Origin of the sequence: Lysobacter defluvii IMMIB APB-9 = DSM 18482, from assembly GCF_000423325.1 — a bacterium.
Taxonomy (GTDB): Bacteria; Pseudomonadota; Gammaproteobacteria; order Xanthomonadales; family Xanthomonadaceae; genus Novilysobacter; species Novilysobacter defluvii.
This window is the reverse complement of sequence record NZ_KE384007.1, coordinates 65,491-83,230: the sequence shown is the minus strand read 5'-3', so window position 1 is coordinate 83,230 and position 17,740 is coordinate 65,491. Positions and strand designations below refer to the sequence as shown.

The following is a 17,740-nucleotide window of genomic DNA, read 5'->3' as shown; positions in this document are numbered from 1 at the left end:
CCACTGCGGCTGCGATAGACTCCGGGACCACCTGGGGCCCGGCCCTGTCATTTCATTCCTGCCGTGGCGCGAACCCGACCCGATCCCAAGCGCGAACCCCGTCCGCGGGACCCCGACCACCCGTCGCCATGGCCACGCCGCATCCTCACCTGGGTGCTGGCGGCCGCGGGCCTGGCGGCCGGCTTCCTGGTGCCGTACACCCTGTACCTCAACCACGAGGTCAGCGAACGCTTCGACCAGCTGCGCTGGCAGCTGCCGACGCGCGTGTACGCCCGGCCGCTGGAGCTCGCCTCCGGCATGCCGATGGACTCGGCGACGCTGAAGACCGAGCTCGACGCCGCCGGCTACCAGGAAGGAGACGGCGAACGACCCGGCACCTACGCCCGCGACGGCGCGCAGTGGAGGATCTCCAGCCGCGGCTTCAATGACGTGGGCGGCCCGGTGCCACCACGGCGGATCGAGCTGGCCGTCGGCGGCGGGGTGGTCTCGCGGCTGCGCGAGGCCGGGGGCGAGGCGATCGCCTCCGCGCGCCTGGACCCGGCCCGCATCGCCACCCTGTACGGCCAGAAGCAGGAAGAGCGCCGCCTGGTACAGCTGCACGAGGTCCCGGAGCTGCTCGTCACCGGGCTGCAGGCCGTGGAGGACCGGGACTTCGCACACCACCACGGGCTGGACCTGAGCGGCATCATGCGCGCGCTGTGGGTCAACCTGAAGGCCGGCGAGAAGCGCCAGGGCGCGAGCACCCTGACCCAGCAGCTGGCCCGCAGCGGCCTGCTGGGCATCGGCCGCGAGCAGACCTGGACCCGCAAGTTCAACGAGATGATCTACGCGGTGCTGATCGAGGCCCGTTATGACAAGCAGGTCATCCTGGAGGCCTACTTCAACCAGGTGTACTGGGGCCAGCGCGGCTCGCAGGCGATCCACGGGGTCTCGGCGGCGGCGGAGTTCTGGTTCGCGCGCGACCTGGACGAGCTGAGCACCGAACAGATCGCGCTGTTGATCGGGGTCGTGCGCGGGCCGTCCTACTACGATCCCCGCCGGCATCCCGAGCGCGCCCTGGAACGGCGCAACTTCGTGCTGGGCGAGATGCACGAGACGGGCCTGATCGCCGACGCGGAGTACCAGCGGGCGCTCGAGGCGCCGCTGGGGGTGACGCCACGCCCCGGCACCACCAGCGCGAACCGGTTCCCGGCCTACATCGACGTGGTCCGGCGGCACCTCGCCAACGACTACACCGCCGACGCCCTGGCCGGGGCGGGCCTGGCGGTGATGACGGCGATGTCGCCCTCCGCCCAGGCCTATGCCGAGGGCGCGGTGACCGGCACCCTGAAGGCGCTGGAAAGCGAGGACCGCCCCGACCTGGAGGCCGCGCTGGTGCTCACCGACGTGCACCAGGGCGAGATCCTGGCCGTGGTCGGCAGCGGCACCCCGGCCGCGCATGGCTTCAACCGCGCGATCGAGGCGCACCGCCCGGTCGGCTCGCTGATCAAGCCGTTCGTCTACCTGATGGCGCTGGCGAACCCGCGGCAGTGGTCGCTGGCCAGCTGGGTCGACGACAGCCCGGTCAGCATCACGCTCGACAACGGCCAGGTGTGGAGCCCCGGCAACTCCGACGGGGAGAGCCACGGCACCGTGCGGCTGATCGACGCGCTCGCGCGTTCCTACAACCAGGCCACGGTGCGGGTCGGCATGGACGTGGGGCCGGCGGTCATCGCCGGCCTGCTGCAGGACCTGGCGGGCATCCGTGCGCCCGCCAACCCCTCGCTGATCCTGGGTTCGATCGACCAGAGCCCTTACGCGATGGCGCAGCTGTACCAGTTCATCGCCTCCGGCGGCGAGATCCAGGCGCTGCGCGCGGTGCGCGGCGTGCTCGACGGCGACGGGCGGGCCCTCAACCGCTACGACCAGCCGCCGGCACCGGCGAACGAGAGGGACGCCATCGCCGCGCGCCTGACCACCATCGCGCTGCAGGAGGCGGTGCGGTCCGGGACCGGCCGGCGCCTGGTTGCCGATGGACTGGGCGACCTGGCCCCGGCCGGGAAGACCGGTACCAGCAACGACAGCCGCGACAGCTGGTTCGCCGGCTACACCGGCGACCACCTCGCGGTGGCCTGGGTCGGCAACGACGACAACGAGCCGACCGGGCTGTACGGGTCCACCGGCGCGATGCGGGTGTGGTCGCGGCTGTTCACGCAGCTCCCCAGCAGCGCCCTGGAGGTCGGCGACGAGGGGCTCGACTGGCGCTGGGTGGTCGGCAACAACGTGACCGACGCCGGCTGCCCCGGTGCGCGCCGCTTCGCCTTCGTCACCAACTTCGCGCCGGCCTACGTACCCTGCCAGCCGCCCGAGCCCGAGCCGGTCGAGAGCGAGCGCCGGGGGCTGCTGGAGTGGCTTGGCTTCGGCCGGCGGGAAGAGGCAGGGGCGCAAGCGGAGGAGCAAGGCGAATGAGCCGGTACCGGATCACGTTGGCGGCATGTGCCGCTGCCCTGCTGGCGGGCTGCGCCGGCACGTCGCCAGTGCAGCCGGCGCCCGCGGATTCCTTCGACCCGATCGCCGCCATCGCGGCGATCCGCACCGCGGGGCACGACGGCAACCGGCAGGAGCTGGTGGTCACGCCCCTCGGTGCGAACCAGGTCGCCGACCTGCGCGCGCAGGCCACGCGGCAGCTGGAGGCTGGCGAGCTGGAAGCCGCGGCGGCGACCCTCGACGAGGCGCTGGAGCTGACCCCGCGCGACCCGGTGCTGTTGCAGGAGCGGGCCGAGCTGGCCTTGCTGCTGCGCGACCTGGAAGGCGCGCGCAGCCGGGCGCGGCTGGCCATCGAGATCGGCACCAGCGCCGGCCCGCATTGCCGCCGGCACTGGGAAACCCTGCACCAGGTGGCGCAGGTCTATGCCGCCCGGGACCCCCAGTGGGCGCAGGTAGTCGAGCGTTCGCGCGAGGCACGCGACGCGTGCACGGTGGGCCCGGTGCCGCGTTACTGAGCGTGGAGCCCGGCGACGCACATCCGCTGGCGGCGGCAAGCCGCGAGGCGCTGAGCGAGGGAGGCGAGCTGGCGCGCAACATCGCCGCCTTCGCCCCGCGCCCGTCGCAGCAGGACCTCTCGGCCGAGGTGGCGGAGGCCATCGCGGCCCGCGGGGTGCTGATGGCCGAGGCGGGCACCGGCACCGGCAAGACCTTCGCCTACCTGGTGCCGGCGATCCTGTCCGGCCGCAAGACCATCGTGTCCACCGGGACGCGCGCGCTGCAGGACCAGCTGTACCACCGCGACCTTCCGCGGGTGCGCGATGCGCTCGGGCGGGGCCTGAAGACCGCCCTGCTCAAGGGCCGGGCCAACTACCTGTGCCACTACCGCCTGGACCAGGCCAAGGGCGGCGGCCGCTTCGCCAGCCGCGAGGTCGCCGCGCAGTTCCAGCGCGTGGTGGCCTGGGCCGGACGCACCCGCATGGGCGACATGGCCGAACTGGAAGGCCTGCCCGACGACTCGCCGCTTCTGCCGATGGTGACCTCCACCGTCGACAACTGCCTGGGCAGCGACTGCCCGTTCTTTTCCGAGTGCTTCGTGGTCCAGGCGCGGCAGCGTGCGCAGGCGGCGGACCTGGTGGTGGTCAACCACCACCTGTTGCTGGCCGACCTCGCGCTGCGCCAGGAAGGTTTCGCCGAGGTCCTGCCGGGCGCCGAGGCGTTCATCATCGACGAGGCCCACCAGCTGCCGGAGCTGGCCGCGCAGTTCTTCGGCGAGTCGCTCAGTGCGCGGCCGCTGGTGGAACTGGCGCGCGATGCGATCGCCGAGGCGAAGGAGTCGCCGGGGGCGGTGGCGGTGCTGCAGGAACCGGCTCGCGCGCTGGAGCACGCGACACGCGCACTACGCGCCGCCATGGACGAACTGCCGGTGCGGGGAACCCGGGTGCGCGCGGGCGAACTGCCGGAGGTGGAGGACGCACTGGACCAGCTGGCCGCGGCGCTCGAGACGCTCCATGCCGCGCTGCTGCCGGTGCGCGAGGCCGCGCCCGGGCTGGATGGCTGCGCCGCGCGCGCCCGCGACTTCGCCAACCGGCTGAAGCGCTGGCGGGAGGATGGCGAAGAAGAGCCCGCCGACGCGGAGGACATCGCAGGCCAGGACGCGCCCGCAGGCGACCCGCCCGACGACCGCGGCCCGCTGGTGGAGGACGGCGACCCCTCGGTGACCTGGTACGAACTCACCGCGCGCGGCTTCCGGCTCAGCCGGACCCCGCTGGATGTGGCCGGGCCGCTCGCGCGGCACCGGGCGCGGTCGCAGGCGGCGTGGGTGTTCACCTCCGCGACGTTGGCGATCGGCGGCCGCTTCGAGCACTTCGCGATCAAGCTGGGCCTGTCGAAGCCGCGCACGCTGCTCGCGCCCAGTCCCTTCGACTGGCCGCAGCAGGCGCTGTGCTACCTGCCGCCGCGCATGCCCGAACCGTCGTCGCCGGGGTACACGGAGGCGGTCGTTCGCGCGGTGTGGCCGGTGCTGGAGGCCTCGGGCGGGCGTGCCTTCCTGCTGTTCGCCTCGCACCGTGCGTTGCGCGAGGCGGCCGGGCTGCTGCGCGGCGCGCCCTGGCCCCTGTTCGTGCAGGGCGAGGCGCCCCGTCCCGTATTGCTGGAGCGGTTCCGGGCCAGCGGCAACGGGGTGCTGCTGGGCACCGCCAGCTTCCGCGAGGGGGTCGACGTCCCAGGCGACGCGCTGGGGGTGGTGGTGATCGACAAGCTGCCCTTCGCCGCGCCCGACGACCCGGTCTTCGAGGCGCGCCTGGACGCGGTGCGGCGAAGCGGGGGCAACCCGTTCCGCGACGAGCAGCTGCCGCAGGCGGTGATCGCGCTGAAGCAGGGCGCCGGGCGGCTGATCCGGACCGAGGGCGACCGCGGCGTGCTGGTGCTGTGCGATCCGCGGCTGACCGGGCGCAGCTATGGCCGCGTGTTCCTTGATTCGCTGCCGCCGTTGCCGCGCACCCGCGAGGCGGCCCGGGTCCAGGCCTTCCTCGCGGAGCGGCCGGTGCCGGCGGTGGCCGCTGCAGGGGTTTGCCCCAGCTGACCGCGCCGGGCGGCATGTGCTTGGATCGGTGCCATCCTCCCTCCATGGACGTGGAGCCACGCCATGACCGCTCCGGTTTCCTTCGACGCGCACTCCCTCCAGCAGGGCCCCGCCTGGTGCCCGGCGCCGCCCCCGGCGGGCATGGATGCAGCCCGGGCCGGCGAGTGGTGGAGCGGGCTCTCGGCGGTCGAGCAGCAGGCGCACATGCTCTACCAGGCCGACTCGCTGGGCGGAATGGACGGGCTGCCGGCCGAGGTCCGCCACGAGGCGAACCTGCAGGTGCTGCGCGAGGACGCGGCCAACGGCAGCCAGCCCACCGAGGCGCGGGCGCTGCTGGACCGCATCGAACAATCCTGGAACGGGCCGGAGGGCGAGCGCATCCACCTGCTCGGCTACCAGCCGCCCGGCCCCGGCGGCGAGGACGCGAAGATCGTCGCCTCGGTCGGCAACCCCGACCACGCCGACAACATCGCCGTCTACGTTCCGGGGACCGGCAGCGACCTGGGCAACTTCGGCGGCTCGCTGGACCGCGCCGATGAACTGCGTGCCCAGTCGGAGATGGTGCCCGGGTCCGGCGACACGGTGGCGATTGCCTGGCTGGGCTACGACGCGCCCGACCACATTCCCGCCGCGGTACTCCCGGGGTACGCGACCGACGGCGCGCCCGACCTGCAGTCCTTCACCCAGGGGCTGGGCGAGCGCAACGACGACGCCCGGATCACCGTGATTGGCCACTCCTATGGCTCGACCGTGGTCGGCACCGCCGACGCCCTCGACGGCGGGCTCGGCGCCACCGACATCATCGCCATGGGCAGCCCCGGCATGGGCTACGAGGTGCCGTCCAACGTCGGCCTGTTCGACGACATCACCATCGGCGACGTCGACGAGATGAACATCGGCGCCGACCACTTCTGGGCCGGCGCGAACAGCAACGACGTGGTCACCTACACCCAGGCCCATGGCAACAGCCCAGTCGACTGGAGCTTCGGCGGCCAGCGCATCGCCACCGGCGACCTGTCCGGGCATTCGTCGTACTGGGACAACGGCAGCGAGTCGCTGCGCAACCAGGCCTACATCATCACCGGCAACTACTCGCAGGTGACCACCGAGCGCAGGCGGGTGGGTTGAGCCGACCGGATGATCCACGACGCCCCTGGCCGCGCCGCGTACCCCCCGGCGCGGCCTTCGTGTGCGCATTCGTATTCCTGCTGGCCGCCGGTTGCCGCGCCCCGGCCGACGGTGTAGAGAAGGGAGCCATGCAGACCAAGCCCAGCCGAGACGCCGCGCAGGCCTTCGCCCCGAAGGTGGAGGCCTTCCTCGACAGCCTGCCGCTGCGCCGCGAGAAGTTCGAGGTGCGCGCCAACCGCTGCGCGGGCAGCGAGGGGGAGCAGCGCGACGACATCTACACGGTCTGGGTGGGCACCCGGGCGGTGGCGCCCGCCGACGACGCGGCCCGGATCCTGGACGAAGTGCACGACCGTTGGCGCGACGATGGCTGGCAAATCACCCGTTGGCGCCGGCTGGAGAACGGCGGCATCAACCTGGGCGCGCGCGACCCGGAGGGGAACGACTGGGTGCTCGACTCCGGCTTCGAGGCCGGCCCCGGCACCTACGTGGTGGGCTTCTTCAACACGCCGTGCATGCGCGACCCGTCGGGCGCGGTCGACTTCGGTCCCATCACCGCGCGCGCCGACCTGGTGCGCTGAGCGCTCCCGCCGCCCGGCCGCGGGCGCTACCCTGTCCGGCCCGCTCCCGGACGCCGTGCAATGAACCTGCTCGCCATCGAGACCTCCACCGAAGCCTGCTCGGTCGCCGTGCTGAGCGGCGGGGAGGTGGTGGAGCGCTTCGAGCTGGCGCCGCGCCGCCATGCCGAGCTGGTGCTGCCGTGGTGCGGACAGGTGCTCGCCGAAGCCGGCGTGGCACGCTCGCAACTGGATGCCGTCGCGGTCGGCCGCGGACCGGGTGCCTTCACCGGCGTGCGCCTGGGGATCGCGGTCGCGCAGGGACTGGCGCTCGGGCTGGACCGGCCGCTGGTGCCGGTGTCGACGCTCGCGGTGCTGGCGATGGAGGCGACCCGGCTGGTTCCGGATCCGGCGCCGATCCGCGTGCTGGCCACGCTGGATGCGCGGATGCAGGAGGTCTACGCCGGAAGCTTCGAGCTGCGCGACGGCGATGCCCTGGCACTGGAGGCCGAGACGGTGGGCGCGCCGGACGCGATCGACCTGCCCACGGCGACCGGAGGCGACGCGGACCAGGGTCCAGGCTGGGTGGCAGTGGGTACCGGGCTGGCCGCCCTGGACGGCGCGCTCGCCACCAGGCTCGCCGGCCGGCTGCGGGCGACCGATCCGGCCGCGCTGCCGCGGGCGGGCCGACTTGCCCGTCTTGCCGCACGCGCATGGGCCCGGGGCGAGGCGGTGGCCCCGCACGACGTCGAACCGGCCTACCTGCGCAACCAGGTCGCGCTGACCATTGGCGAGCAACAGGCGCTCCGCGGCGCCCGGACGCCCTGACCGCTCCGCGCGCCAGGGCTGGCGCCGGACCAGGGGCTCAACGCCCCAGGATCCCCCGCAACAGGCCGCGCGCGGCCCGCTTCACCTGGTCCTTCCCGGTTTCCCCGGCGACGTCCCTGGCGTCCGGCACCGCCATGCCCTCCATGCCCGGGACCAGCATCGCCGTCGACTTGTTGCGGACCCGCACCTGCCACTCCGGAGCCCAGCCAGCCGGCGCGTCGGCCGGGCGCGGCTGCTGGATGGTGCTGTCGCCGCCGTAGGCGACCATCTGCACCATCGGTTCCACCGCCGTGCCGTCGCCGGCGAAGACCTCGCGCGGGATGGTGCACGAGCGCGCGTCGCGGTCCAGCAGCACCTTCTCCCCGACCCACCGGTCGGCCTGGGCGCTGGACAGATAGGTGATCAGTTCCGGGCCGGCGTTGCCGACCTCCGAGCTGCTCCACATCACCATGGTGTCGTCGCCCCGGCTGCCCATGGCGTGGAGGAAGTAGGCGCGGGCGCCGTCGACCGGCTGCCACTGCAGGGTGATGCCGTCCGCCGCCGAGCCACTGCGCTCCACGTCCAGGGCCGGCATGAAGTCATGCGCCTGCTGCAGCTCGAACCGCATCGAGTCGGGCAGGGCCTCGCCGGTGACGTGGTGGCCACCGCGCAGCGAGGCGTCGGCCGGGACCATCGGGCCGTGGGTGTCGTTCGGCCACAGGCCATACTCCGGCCCGGCGCTGATGCCGGCATCGGCCACCGCCCGCGGCGCGGGTGCGTCGCCGGTGGTGCGGAACTCGCCATCGCGCACCTCGAACGAGAACTCCCGGGGCTGGCCCGCGCCCACCGTCTCGCCGCAGCCCCAGTAGTAGAGGATGCGGCCGCGGCCGCCGTCCGCCTGGCCGGTGGCGTTGGCGATCGGATTCGCGTCGCGTGCCGTCTCGACCGGCCGGGGAGGGGGGAGCAGGTCGAGGTGGGGGCCCATCCGCGCGCCCTCGGGGATCGCCTGGCGCGCCGCGGTGCCCGGGCGGTTGCGGTTGTACAGGGCCAGGTCCAGGTACTTGCCGGGCATCGCCGGGTGGCGGGCCATGCCGTAGCTGGCCTTGCCACCTCCCATCATCCCGGCCAGGCGCCCGGCGGCCCCCATCCCGGGCATCCCGGGGGCGCTGTGGGTGGCCACGTCGATGTGGAGCTCGGCCTGCGGCTGCTGCGCCGCCGCGGGCAGGGAAACGAGGGCGACGCCCGCGGCGATCGCGGCGACGAGGCAGGGCTTGGTGCTGGGCATGGCGTGCTCCGGAGTGACGGACCGTACGGCGGCCCGGCCGCACCCGGTCATCCCCGGGCCCTCCAGACAACGCAATCCCGCGACCGGAACTGCCACCGGCCTCAGCGGTCCACCAGCTCCCCACCGGCCAGGAACGCCCAGGTGCGCGTCACGTGCAGGATGTCCGGATCCTCTTCGGTCCGCGGCAGCGGGGGATACGGCTCGGCCAGCGCGGCGATGCGCAGCGCCGAGTCGTCCAGCAGCGGGATGCCGCTGCTGCGCAGGATCCGCGACTGCTCGACGCTTCCGTCCCGGCGGATCGCGACGCTGATCACCACTTCGCCCGAAAGCCGGCGCCGGCGTGCCTCGTCCGGGTAGTTGAGGTTGCCGACGCGCTCCACGCGATCCACCCACTCGCGCAGGTATCCGGCCCAGGCGTACTCGGTGGTGCTGGCGGAGACGAACTTGCGCGAGGGCCGCTTCGCGTACTGCTCCGAGCGCAGGTGGATCTCGGCCGCCAAGCGCGCCATCTCCATGTCGTGCTCGATGCGTTCGCGGCCGCGGGGGAGCGGGCGGGTCTCCGGCTCCGGCGTGTCGCGGGCGACCGCGGCGGGCGCCTCGCCGCGCGCGCTGTCCACCACCCGCGCCTCGGGCGCCGGTTGCGGATCGGGTGCCTGGGCCTGCAGCTGCTGGGCCGCCAGCCCGGTGCTCGGGCGTGGCAGCGGCCCGGCCTGGTTCTCCCTCGGGCGGGTGCTGTGGTCGTGTTCGCCACCGCCCTGGTTGCTGGCCTGGGCCAGGAAATCGGCCTGCTCCGGGGTCAGCGCGGTGGTGGTGCGGGTCAGGATGACATCCAGCGTCGGTACCACCGGCGCGGCCTGGTGCAGCGTGAAGCCCACCCCCAGCAGCACGATCGCATGCAGCGCGAGGGACAGCGCCATGGTCGCGCCCAGGCGCTGGCCCGAGTCGTGGAAGCCGCGTGCCGCCGCCATCGCGGTAGTCACTCCGCGCGCGGGGCCGCCGGGCCGGAGCCGGCGCGTGCCTCGATGGCGTCGAACAGCCGGCCGGCGATGTTCAGCCCGAACTGCGCGTCCAGCTCGCGGATGCAGGTCGGGCTGGTCACGTTGACCTCGGTCAGCCAGTCGCCGATGACGTCCAGCCCGACGAACACCATGCCGCGGCGCTTCATCTCCGGACCGACCTGCGACGCGATCCAGCGGTCGCGGTCACTGAGCGGGCGCCCCTCTCCGCGGCCACCGGTGGCCAGGTTGCCGCGGAACTCGTCGCCCTGCGGGATCCGCGCCAGGCAGTAGTCCACCGGCTCGCCGTCGACCAGCAGGATCCGCTTGTCGCCCTCGGAGATTTCCGGCAGGTACTGCTGCGCCATCGCCAGGCTCCGCCCGCCCTGGGTGAGCGTCTCCAGCACCACGTTGGTGTTGGCCTCGCCATGCGTGAGCAGGAAGATCGATCGCCCGCCCATGCCGTCCAGGGGCTTGAGCACCGCGCGACCGTGGCGGGCCACGAAGGCCTTCAGGGCGGCGGCGTCGCGGCTGACCAGGGTCGGCGGGCAGCACTGCGGGAACAGCAGCGCGGCGAGCTTCTCGTTGTAGTCGCGCAGCCCCTGCGGGTCGTTGACGACCATCGCCCCGGCCGCCTGGGCCAGGCCCAGCACCTGGGTGTCGTGGATGTACTCGGCGTCGACCGGCGGATCGGTGCGCACCAGCACCACGTGGCCGGGGCCGAGCGGGGTCGTCGCCCAGTCCCCCAGCTGGTACCAGCCGGACGGGTCCTCGCGCACCTGCAGCGGCGCCATGGTGGCCACGGCGGCGCCGTTGTCCACCGCCAGGCCGCCGGGGCGCACGTACAGCAGCCGGTGCCCGCGGCGCTGGGCCTCCAGCAGCATGGCGAAGGTGGAGTCCTTGGCGATGTTGATCGACCCGATCGGGTCCATCACGACGACGATATCGAGGGGCATGGCGGCGCCGGGAATGTCCTGTGCCGATCCTACCAGCCGCGGGGCGCCCGCCGGCGTGGCGGGGCACGGGGCGTGACGGGCGTCGCGGGGGGCGCCGCCGTTCGTCACCGCGGCTTGACACTCGGTCGCTTGCTTGAAATAAAGGATGCCTCGCGACGCGCCACGGGGATACGCGTCGGGCGCATCGCCACAGGGGTGTCAGTCACATGCAAGACGAAGGTCGCAGGAGCCTGGAAGGCTTGCGGGTCATGGTCATCGACGACTCGAAGACCATCCGCAGGACGGCCGAGACCCTGCTCAAGCGCGAAGGGTGCGAGGTGGTCACCGCCACCGACGGGTTCGAGGCGCTGGCCAAGATCGCCGACCAGCAGCCGCAGATCATCTTCGTCGACATCATGATGCCGCGGCTGGACGGGTACCAGACCTGCGCGCTGATCAAGAACAACCAAGTGTTCAAGTCCACGCCGGTCATCATGCTCTCGTCCCGCGACGGGCTGTTCGACAAGGCGCGTGGCCGGATCGTCGGGTCCGAGCAGTACCTCACCAAGCCTTTCACGCGTGAGGAGCTCCTCGACGCGATCCGTACCCACGTAAACAACGCAGACTGATTCGCCCCAGGGGGGTGGGGGATTCATGGCACGCATCCTGCTGATCGAGGATTCGCCGACCGATACGGCGGTCCTGACCCAGTTGCTGGAACGCAACGGGCACCGTGTACTCGCGTCCGACAATGCCGAGGACGGCATCGAGATGTGCCGCCGCGAGCGGCCGGACCTGGTGCTGATGGACATCATCCTGCCCGGCATGAACGGGTTCCAGGCGACCCGCGCGCTGTCGCGCGACGACGACACCCGGTCCATCCCGGTGCTGATCGTCAGCACCAAGGGCATGGAGACCGACAAGGCCTGGGGCCTGCGGCAGGGCGCCCGCGACTACATCGTCAAGCCGCCGCGCGAGGAAGACCTGGTCGCGCGCATCAACGCGCTGCTGGAGCCGTGACCAGCCTGGCTGCCATGGCGGTGGATGCCTTCGACATCCTGCTGGACTACGAGCGCCGCAGCCTGGCGCACGTGGCCGGCCTGCCGGAGCAGCTCGACACGCCCGGACTGTGGCGCGGCATCGGCTACCGCATCGGGCGCCGCCGGCTGGCGTCCAGCTTCGACGAGGTGGTCGAGATCCTGCCGCTGCCGCAGGTCACCCCGGTGCCCGGCGCGCAGCCATGGATGCTCGGGCTGGCCAACGTCCGCGGCAACCTGCTGCCCGTCGCCGACCTGAAGCAGCTGCTGGAGGGCGTGCGCACCGTGCTGCACGAGGGCCAGCGGATGCTGGTGGTGCGGCAGGAGGGCGGCAACGTCGCGGTGCTGATCGACGAGCTGTTCGGCCAGCGCAGCTTCCTGCCCTCCCAGCGGCTGGACGACGCCGTCCTGGCCGCGTCCGGCATCCCGGCCGGCCGCTACTCCCACTTCGTCGACCGGGCGTTCCGGCTCGACGACCACGACTGGGGCATCTTCAGCCTGGACCGGCTGACCCGTACCCCCGAATTCAGGCAGGCCGCGTCGGACGGGGCCCGCCCGCACACCAGCGCCAGCGACACACCCGAGGAAGACCATGAGCACTGATATGAACTCCGTGGCCGGCAAGGTCCGCAATGCCGGCGTCAACACCTGGCTGGTGTTGCTGGCCCTGGCGGTGCTGGTGTTCGGCCTCAACACCGGCTACGCGACCTGGAAGGGTGCCCAGCTGGGCGGTGCCAGCACCTCGGCCTCCGACCTGCGCGTGTACTCGCAGCAGCTGGCGGTCCACGCCCGCGAGGCGGTGGGCGGCGAGGCGGCCGCGTTCGAGGCCTTCAACCGCACGCGCGGGCAGATCGACGGCACCCTGGAGCGCCTGACCGGGCAGTTCGGCTCCACCCCGGGGGTGGCCGGGCCGCTCGAGCAGGCCAATGCGACCTGGGCGCCGCTGGAGCAGAGCGCCGCGCAGCTGGCCGCCAGCCAGGAGGCCGTGCTGGGCCTGGCCGGGCGCGCCGACAGCTTCACCGCGCGGGTCCCGGACCTGCAGGCACGGCTCGACGAGCTGGTGCGGGCGATGTCCTCCAGCGGCTCGCCGTCCTCGCAGGTCTACTACGCCCTGCGCCAGGTCGTGCTGTCGGGAACCATGGCCCGCCGCGTGACCGAGATCCGTGCCGGCGGCCCGGCCGCGACCACCGCCAGCGAGGGGCTGCAGCGCGACGCGACGCTGTTCGGCACCGTGCTGGCCGGCCTGCGCTCCGGCGACGAAGCCTCCGGTGTGGCCGCGCTGTCCAACGCAGCCGCGCTGGAGACGCTGGCGCAGGCCGAGACGCTGTGGGAGGAGATGCGCACCGACCTGGACGCCATCCTGGCCTCCTCGGGCGACCTGGTCGCGGCGCAGTCCGCGGCCGACGCCATCACCGCCGGGTCCGAGAGCCTGCTGGACGAGGCGCGTTCGCTGTTCGACGCCTTCACCGCGTTCGGCTCGCTGCGCGACACCAGCCTGGTCGGCAACATCTGGATCTCGATCGTGTCCGGCGCCCTGGCGCTGCTGGCGATCGGCGGCCTGCTGTTCTCGCTCAACCGCCAGCAGCAGGCGCGCTACGAGACCACCAAGGAGCTCAACGACCGCAACCAGGAGGCGATCATGCGCCTGCTGGACGAGATGGGTTCGCTCGCCGAGGGCGACCTGACCGTCAAGGCCACCGTCACCGAGGACGTGACCGGCGCCATCGCGGACTCGATCAACTTCGCCATCGAGCAGCTGCGCAGCCTGGTGCAGACCATCACCGACACCTCGGTGCAGGTCGCCGCCAGCGCCCAGGAGACCCAGGCCACCGCGATGCACCTGGCCGAGGCCGCCGAGCACCAGGCACAGGAGATCACCTCTGCCTCCGGCCGCATCAGCGAGATCGCCGCCAGCATCGACCAGGTGTCGCGCAACTCCGCCGAGTCGGCGGACGTGGCGCAGCGCTCGGTGCAGATCGCCACCACCGGCGCCGGCGTCGTGCGGCAGACGATCCAGGGCATGGACAACATCCGTGACCAGATCCAGGAGACCTCCAAGCGCATCAAGCGGCTGGGCGAGAGCTCGCAGGAGATCGGCTCCATCGTCGAACTGATCAACGACATCTCCGAGCAGACCAACATCCTGGCGCTGAACGCCTCGATCCAGGCGGCGTCCGCGGGCGAGGCCGGCCGCGGCTTCGCGGTGGTCGCCGACGAAGTGCAGCGCCTTGCCGAACGCTCGTCGAACGCGACCAAGCGGATCGAATCGCTGGTCCAGACCATCCAGGCCGACACCAACGAGGCGGTCAGCTCGATGGAGCAGACCACGTCCGAGGTGGTGGCCGGCGCGCGCCTGGCCGAGGACGCCGGCACCGCGCTGGGCGAGATCGAAAAGGTGTCGTCCGACCTGTCGGGCCTCATCCAGGGCATCTCACAGGCCGCGCAGCAGCAGTCCGGGGCGGCGGCCAACATCACCCACACCATGAGCACCATCCAGCAGATCACCTCGCAGACCAGCCAGGGCGCCAACCAGACCGCACAGTCGATTGGGAACCTGGCGCAGCTGGCGGCCGACCTGCGTCGCTCGGTCGCCGACTTCAAGCTCCCGGCCTGAGGGCGGGGCGGACCGACGGATGGCAGCCAGTACCCGCCGGACGGCAGGACCGGCACCCGGCCCTGCGGCCGGCGGGGATGACCAATGACAGTGATGCGCGACGCGATCGACACCACCACCCTCGGCTGGATCAAGCCCGAGCTCGACGAGACCCTGCGGCTGGCCCGCCAGGAGATCGAGGCGTTCTCCCAGTCGCTGGGGGAGGTCGAGCACATGCGCACCTGTGCCGGCCTGCTGCACCAGGTCCACGGCACGCTGCGGATGATCGAGCTGTACGCCCCGGCGATGGTGGCCGAGGAGATGGAGCGGCTGGCGCTGGCGCTCGTCCATGGCGGGATCGACGACCGCGAGGACGCCTGCGCGATGCTCATGCGCGGCGCCGTGCAGCTGCCGGACTACCTCGAGAGGTTGCAGGGCGGGCACCGCGACATCCCGATCGTGCTGCTGCCCCTGCTCAACGAGCTGCGCGCCACCCGCGGGGAACCCGGCCTCAACGAGAGCATCCTGTTCGCGCCGGACCTGGACCGGCCGTTGCCGCAGGACCTGCCGGCGCCGGACGCCCCGCCGGCGGCCGTGGGCACCTCGTCGCGCCCGCCCAGCCCGGCCGTCGCGGCGCTGCGCAACGCGCTGTCGCAGTGGCCCGAGGACGGCGCGCCCGGTGACCCGGAGGCACTTGCCGGGGCGGTCGACCAGCTGCTGTCGGAGGTGTCCGTCGAACCGCTGCGGCGCATGCTCTGGGTCGCCTCGTCGGTGGCCGGCGCGCTTCGCGACGGCGCGCTGCAGCCCACGCGCGCACTGCGCGCGGCCTTCAGCGGAGTCGAGCGCGAGGCCCGCCGCGCGCTCGCCGACACCGGCTTCAGCGGACAGGAGGCGAATGCCGAACCTACCCGCCAGCTGCTCTACCACGTCGCCCACAGCGACGGCGGCCATCCGGCACTGGACCGGCTGCGCCACACCTTCGAGCTGGACGCGCAGCTGCCCAGCGAGTCCGAGATCGAGCACGCCCGCGGCAGCCTGAGCGGACGCAACCGCGCGCTGCTGGACACGGTCTCGGCGGCGATCAAGGAAGACCTGCTGCGGGTCAAGGATGTCCTGGACCTGCACCTGCGCACCGGCCAGACCGGGGTCGAGGACCTGCGTCCGCAGGTTGAGACCCTCGGCCGGGTCAGCGATACGCTCGGCATGATGGGCCTGGGCGTGGCCCGCGGCGTGGTGCTGCAGCAGCGCGACGCGATGCACGCGATCGTCGCCGGCAACAGCCCGGCCGACGAGGCCTCGCTGCTGGACATCGCCGGTGCGCTGCTCTACGTCGACGCGTCGCTGGACGAGCAGGTCGCCCGGCTCGGCCTGCCCGACGACCGCGCCGACGCCGACCTGATGGCCGCCGAATCGCGCCGCGTGCTGGAGGTGGTGGTCCGCGAGGCGATCGCCAACTTCGGCGATGCGCGGCAGGCATTCGTGGCCTTCGTCGAGACCGGCTGGGACCACGCCGAGCTCGCCGAGATCCCGCGCCTGCTCGACGAGGTCGGCGGTGCCTTGCGCATCCTCGACCTGGATTCGCCCGCGGAATACCTGCTGGGCATCCGCCGCTACATCGAGCTGGAGTTGCTGGGGCGCAGGCGCGTGCCCAACAGCCGCCAGCTGGACACCATGGCCGACGCGCTGGCCAGCATCGAGTACTACCTGGAGGCCCTGCGCGAGCAGCGGCCGAACCGCGACCGCATCCTCGACATCGCCCGCCAGAGCCTGGAGGCGCTGGGCTACTGGCCGGTGCCGGTCCCGATGGCCGAGGGCGACTCGCCGGTCAGCCTTGCCGATCGCGACGGCGCGGCGGCCGCGCTGGGCATGGACCTTGCCGACGCGCCGGAGGAAGCCGAAGCTCCTGCCGCGGCCATCGAGGCGGGCCGCGAGGCGTCCGCCGCGGCCGTGGAGACGCGGGCCGAACCCGGAAGCATGCCCGGGGAAAGTGCTGCCGCACCGTCGGCGCAGCCCTCCGTGACGGCCGGACCGGCGCCTTCCGCGGCACCGGAAGAGCCCACCGGCGGCCGTCCGCCCGTGGGCGGGTTCGAGCACAGCGCCGACATCGACGACGACATCCGCGAGGTGTTCCTGGAGGAGCTCGACGAGGAGGTCGCGAACCTTGGCGATCTGCTGCAGGGCTGGCGCGACGCGCCCCACGACACCGAGCAGGTGCGCTCGATCCGCCGCATCTTCCACACCCTGAAGGGCAGCGGGCGGCTCGTCGGCGCACGTGCGCTGGGCGAGTTCAGCTGGAAGATCGAGAACATGCTCAACCGGGTTCTCGATGGCAGCCGCGATGCCAGCCCGGCCGTGGTCGCGCTGGTCGGGCAGGCGCACGAAGTGCTGCCCCAGTTCCGCGCCGCGCTGGCCGGGACGGATCCGGTGACGGCCGACCTCGCCGCGATGGAGGCGGTCGCCGACCGCGTTGCCGCGGGCGAGGAGGTGCGCTACGAAGCCCCCGTGGCCCAGGCGCCGGTCGAGGACGAGCCCGTGACGGCGCCGCCGCCCGGCGAAGCCTTGGAGCCGGGATCCGCGCCTGCCGCGGCGGAGCAGGAAGTGCCCGGCGCGGCGCCGGAAGAGGAGGGTGTCCCCGCTTCCGTCGACGCCGTCCTGCTGGAGATCCTCGCTGCCGAGGCCGCCTCGCACCTGTCCACGATCCATGGCTGGCTCGACCGCAGCGCGGCTGTCCCGCAGCCGGCCGACGACGCCCTGCAGCGTGCGATCCATACCCTCAACGGCGCCCTGGCGATGACCGAGGTGCCGGTGATCACCGAGATCACCTCGCCCGCCGAGGCCTATGTCCGGCGCCTGCTCGCCAGCGGCCAGCCCGCCACCGCGGAAGGCGTCGGGGCGATGGAGGCGGTGTCGGAGGCCGTGGCCCGCACCCTCGCCACGCTCGAATCCGACCAGCCCCGCGTGCCGCTGTTCCCGGGCCTGGCCGAGCGCATGGAAGCCCTGCGCGACAGCCTGCCGCCGGTACGCCCGTCCGCCCTGGAGGCCGGTGACGGGGACGACGATGCCGCCGCCGAGGCGGTCATCGAAGCGCCGGCGATCGTCGACATCGACATGACCGGCCTCGGCGTCGAGGCAGGTGCCGGCGACGTACCGGTCGTGGAGGAAGACCCGGCGGGGGTCGAAGCTGCCGGTGAGGAAGAGCGTCTCAAGGCGGAGCGCCTCGAGGCAGAACGTCTCGAGGCAGAGCGTCTCGAGGCAGAGCGTCTAGAGGCAGAGCGTCTCGAGGCGGAGCGTCTCGAGGCGGAGCGCCTCGAAGCAGAGCGTCTCGAAGCAGAGCGTCTCGAAGCAGAGCGTCTCGAAGC

General features: G+C 72.7%; 13 protein-coding genes and 1 pseudogene. 11 read left to right on the top strand and 3 right to left on the bottom strand.

Going from position 1 to position 17,740, the window contains the following annotated elements:
• Positions 1-63 precede the first annotated feature (63 nt).
• The 6 genes from mrcB to tsaB all read left to right on the top strand — a co-directional run bounded on the left by mrcB (position 64) and on the right by tsaB (position 7,557).
• Complete coding sequence (gene mrcB / locus G545_RS14680; RefSeq protein ID WP_052106720.1) at positions 64-2,448, top strand: penicillin-binding protein 1B; 2,385 nt, start codon at positions 64-66, stop codon at positions 2,446-2,448.
• The gene (locus G545_RS16000; protein WP_052347330.1) at positions 2,445-2,981 is read left to right on the top strand and encodes a hypothetical protein; all 537 of its coding nucleotides are present in this window, start codon (positions 2,445-2,447) and stop codon (positions 2,979-2,981) included. The genes mrcB and G545_RS16000 overlap by 4 nt, the downstream gene beginning before the upstream one ends.
• 2 nt (positions 2,982-2,983) lie before the next feature.
• Positions 2,984-5,047, top strand: coding sequence for an ATP-dependent DNA helicase (locus G545_RS14675; protein WP_231553190.1), 2,064 nt, complete (start codon positions 2,984-2,986; stop codon positions 5,045-5,047).
• A 63-nt stretch (positions 5,048-5,110) separates the two neighbouring features.
• A complete protein-coding gene (locus G545_RS0112035) occupies positions 5,111-6,175 on the top strand; it encodes an alpha/beta hydrolase (protein ID WP_027070595.1) in 1,065 nt (354 codons plus the stop codon).
• A gap of 128 nt (positions 6,176-6,303) precedes the next feature.
• Positions 6,304-6,753 carry a hypothetical protein gene (locus G545_RS0112030; protein WP_027070594.1) on the top strand — a complete coding sequence of 150 codons (450 nt, stop codon included), beginning with the start codon at positions 6,304-6,306 and terminating at the stop codon, positions 6,751-6,753.
• Positions 6,754-6,813: 60 nt separating this feature from the next.
• Positions 6,814-7,557 carry a tRNA (adenosine(37)-N6)-threonylcarbamoyltransferase complex dimerization subunit type 1 TsaB gene (gene tsaB, locus G545_RS0112025; RefSeq protein ID WP_027070593.1) on the top strand — a complete coding sequence of 248 codons (744 nt, stop codon included), beginning with the start codon at positions 6,814-6,816 and terminating at the stop codon, positions 7,555-7,557.
• 37 nt (positions 7,558-7,594) lie between these two features.
• Here tsaB and G545_RS16065 read toward each other — a convergent pair whose 3' ends face one another.
• The 3 genes from G545_RS16065 to gshB all read right to left on the bottom strand — a co-directional run bounded on the left by G545_RS16065 (position 7,595) and on the right by gshB (position 10,772).
• Positions 7,595-8,821 (bottom strand): hypothetical protein, encoded by a 1,227-nt coding sequence (locus G545_RS16065; protein WP_052347329.1) that lies wholly within the window; start codon positions 8,819-8,821, stop codon positions 7,595-7,597.
• 101 nt (positions 8,822-8,922) lie between these two features.
• Positions 8,923-9,789, bottom strand: a complete 867-nt coding sequence (locus G545_RS0112015; protein WP_081677883.1) for an energy transducer TonB — start codon at positions 9,787-9,789, stop codon at positions 8,923-8,925.
• Positions 9,790-9,797: 8 nt separating this feature from the next.
• Positions 9,798-10,772, bottom strand: a complete 975-nt coding sequence (gene gshB / locus G545_RS0112010) for a glutathione synthase (protein ID WP_027070591.1) — start codon at positions 10,770-10,772, stop codon at positions 9,798-9,800.
• Positions 10,773-10,978: 206 nt separating this feature from the next.
• Between gshB and pilG the strand changes: the two genes are divergently transcribed.
• From pilG to G545_RS14660, 5 genes and pseudogenes are all read left to right on the top strand, one after another.
• Entirely contained in the window at positions 10,979-11,380 is a 402-nt protein-coding gene (pilG, locus tag G545_RS0112005) for a twitching motility response regulator PilG (RefSeq protein WP_036137906.1), read from the top strand.
• A 25-nt stretch (positions 11,381-11,405) separates the two neighbouring features.
• Positions 11,406-11,771, top strand: a complete 366-nt coding sequence (locus G545_RS0112000; RefSeq protein WP_027070589.1) for a response regulator — start codon at positions 11,406-11,408, stop codon at positions 11,769-11,771.
• 14 nt (positions 11,772-11,785) lie between these two features.
• A pseudogene (locus G545_RS14665) lies at positions 11,786-12,331 on the top strand (chemotaxis protein CheW); the annotation flags it as partial.
• Between the two features lie 49 nt (positions 12,332-12,380).
• Positions 12,381-14,402, top strand: coding sequence for a methyl-accepting chemotaxis protein (locus G545_RS0111990; protein WP_027070588.1), 2,022 nt, complete (start codon positions 12,381-12,383; stop codon positions 14,400-14,402).
• A gap of 84 nt (positions 14,403-14,486) precedes the next feature.
• A partial coding sequence (locus G545_RS14660) for an Hpt domain-containing protein (protein WP_211220263.1) occupies positions 14,487-17,740 on the top strand: 3,254 nt, incomplete at its 3' end.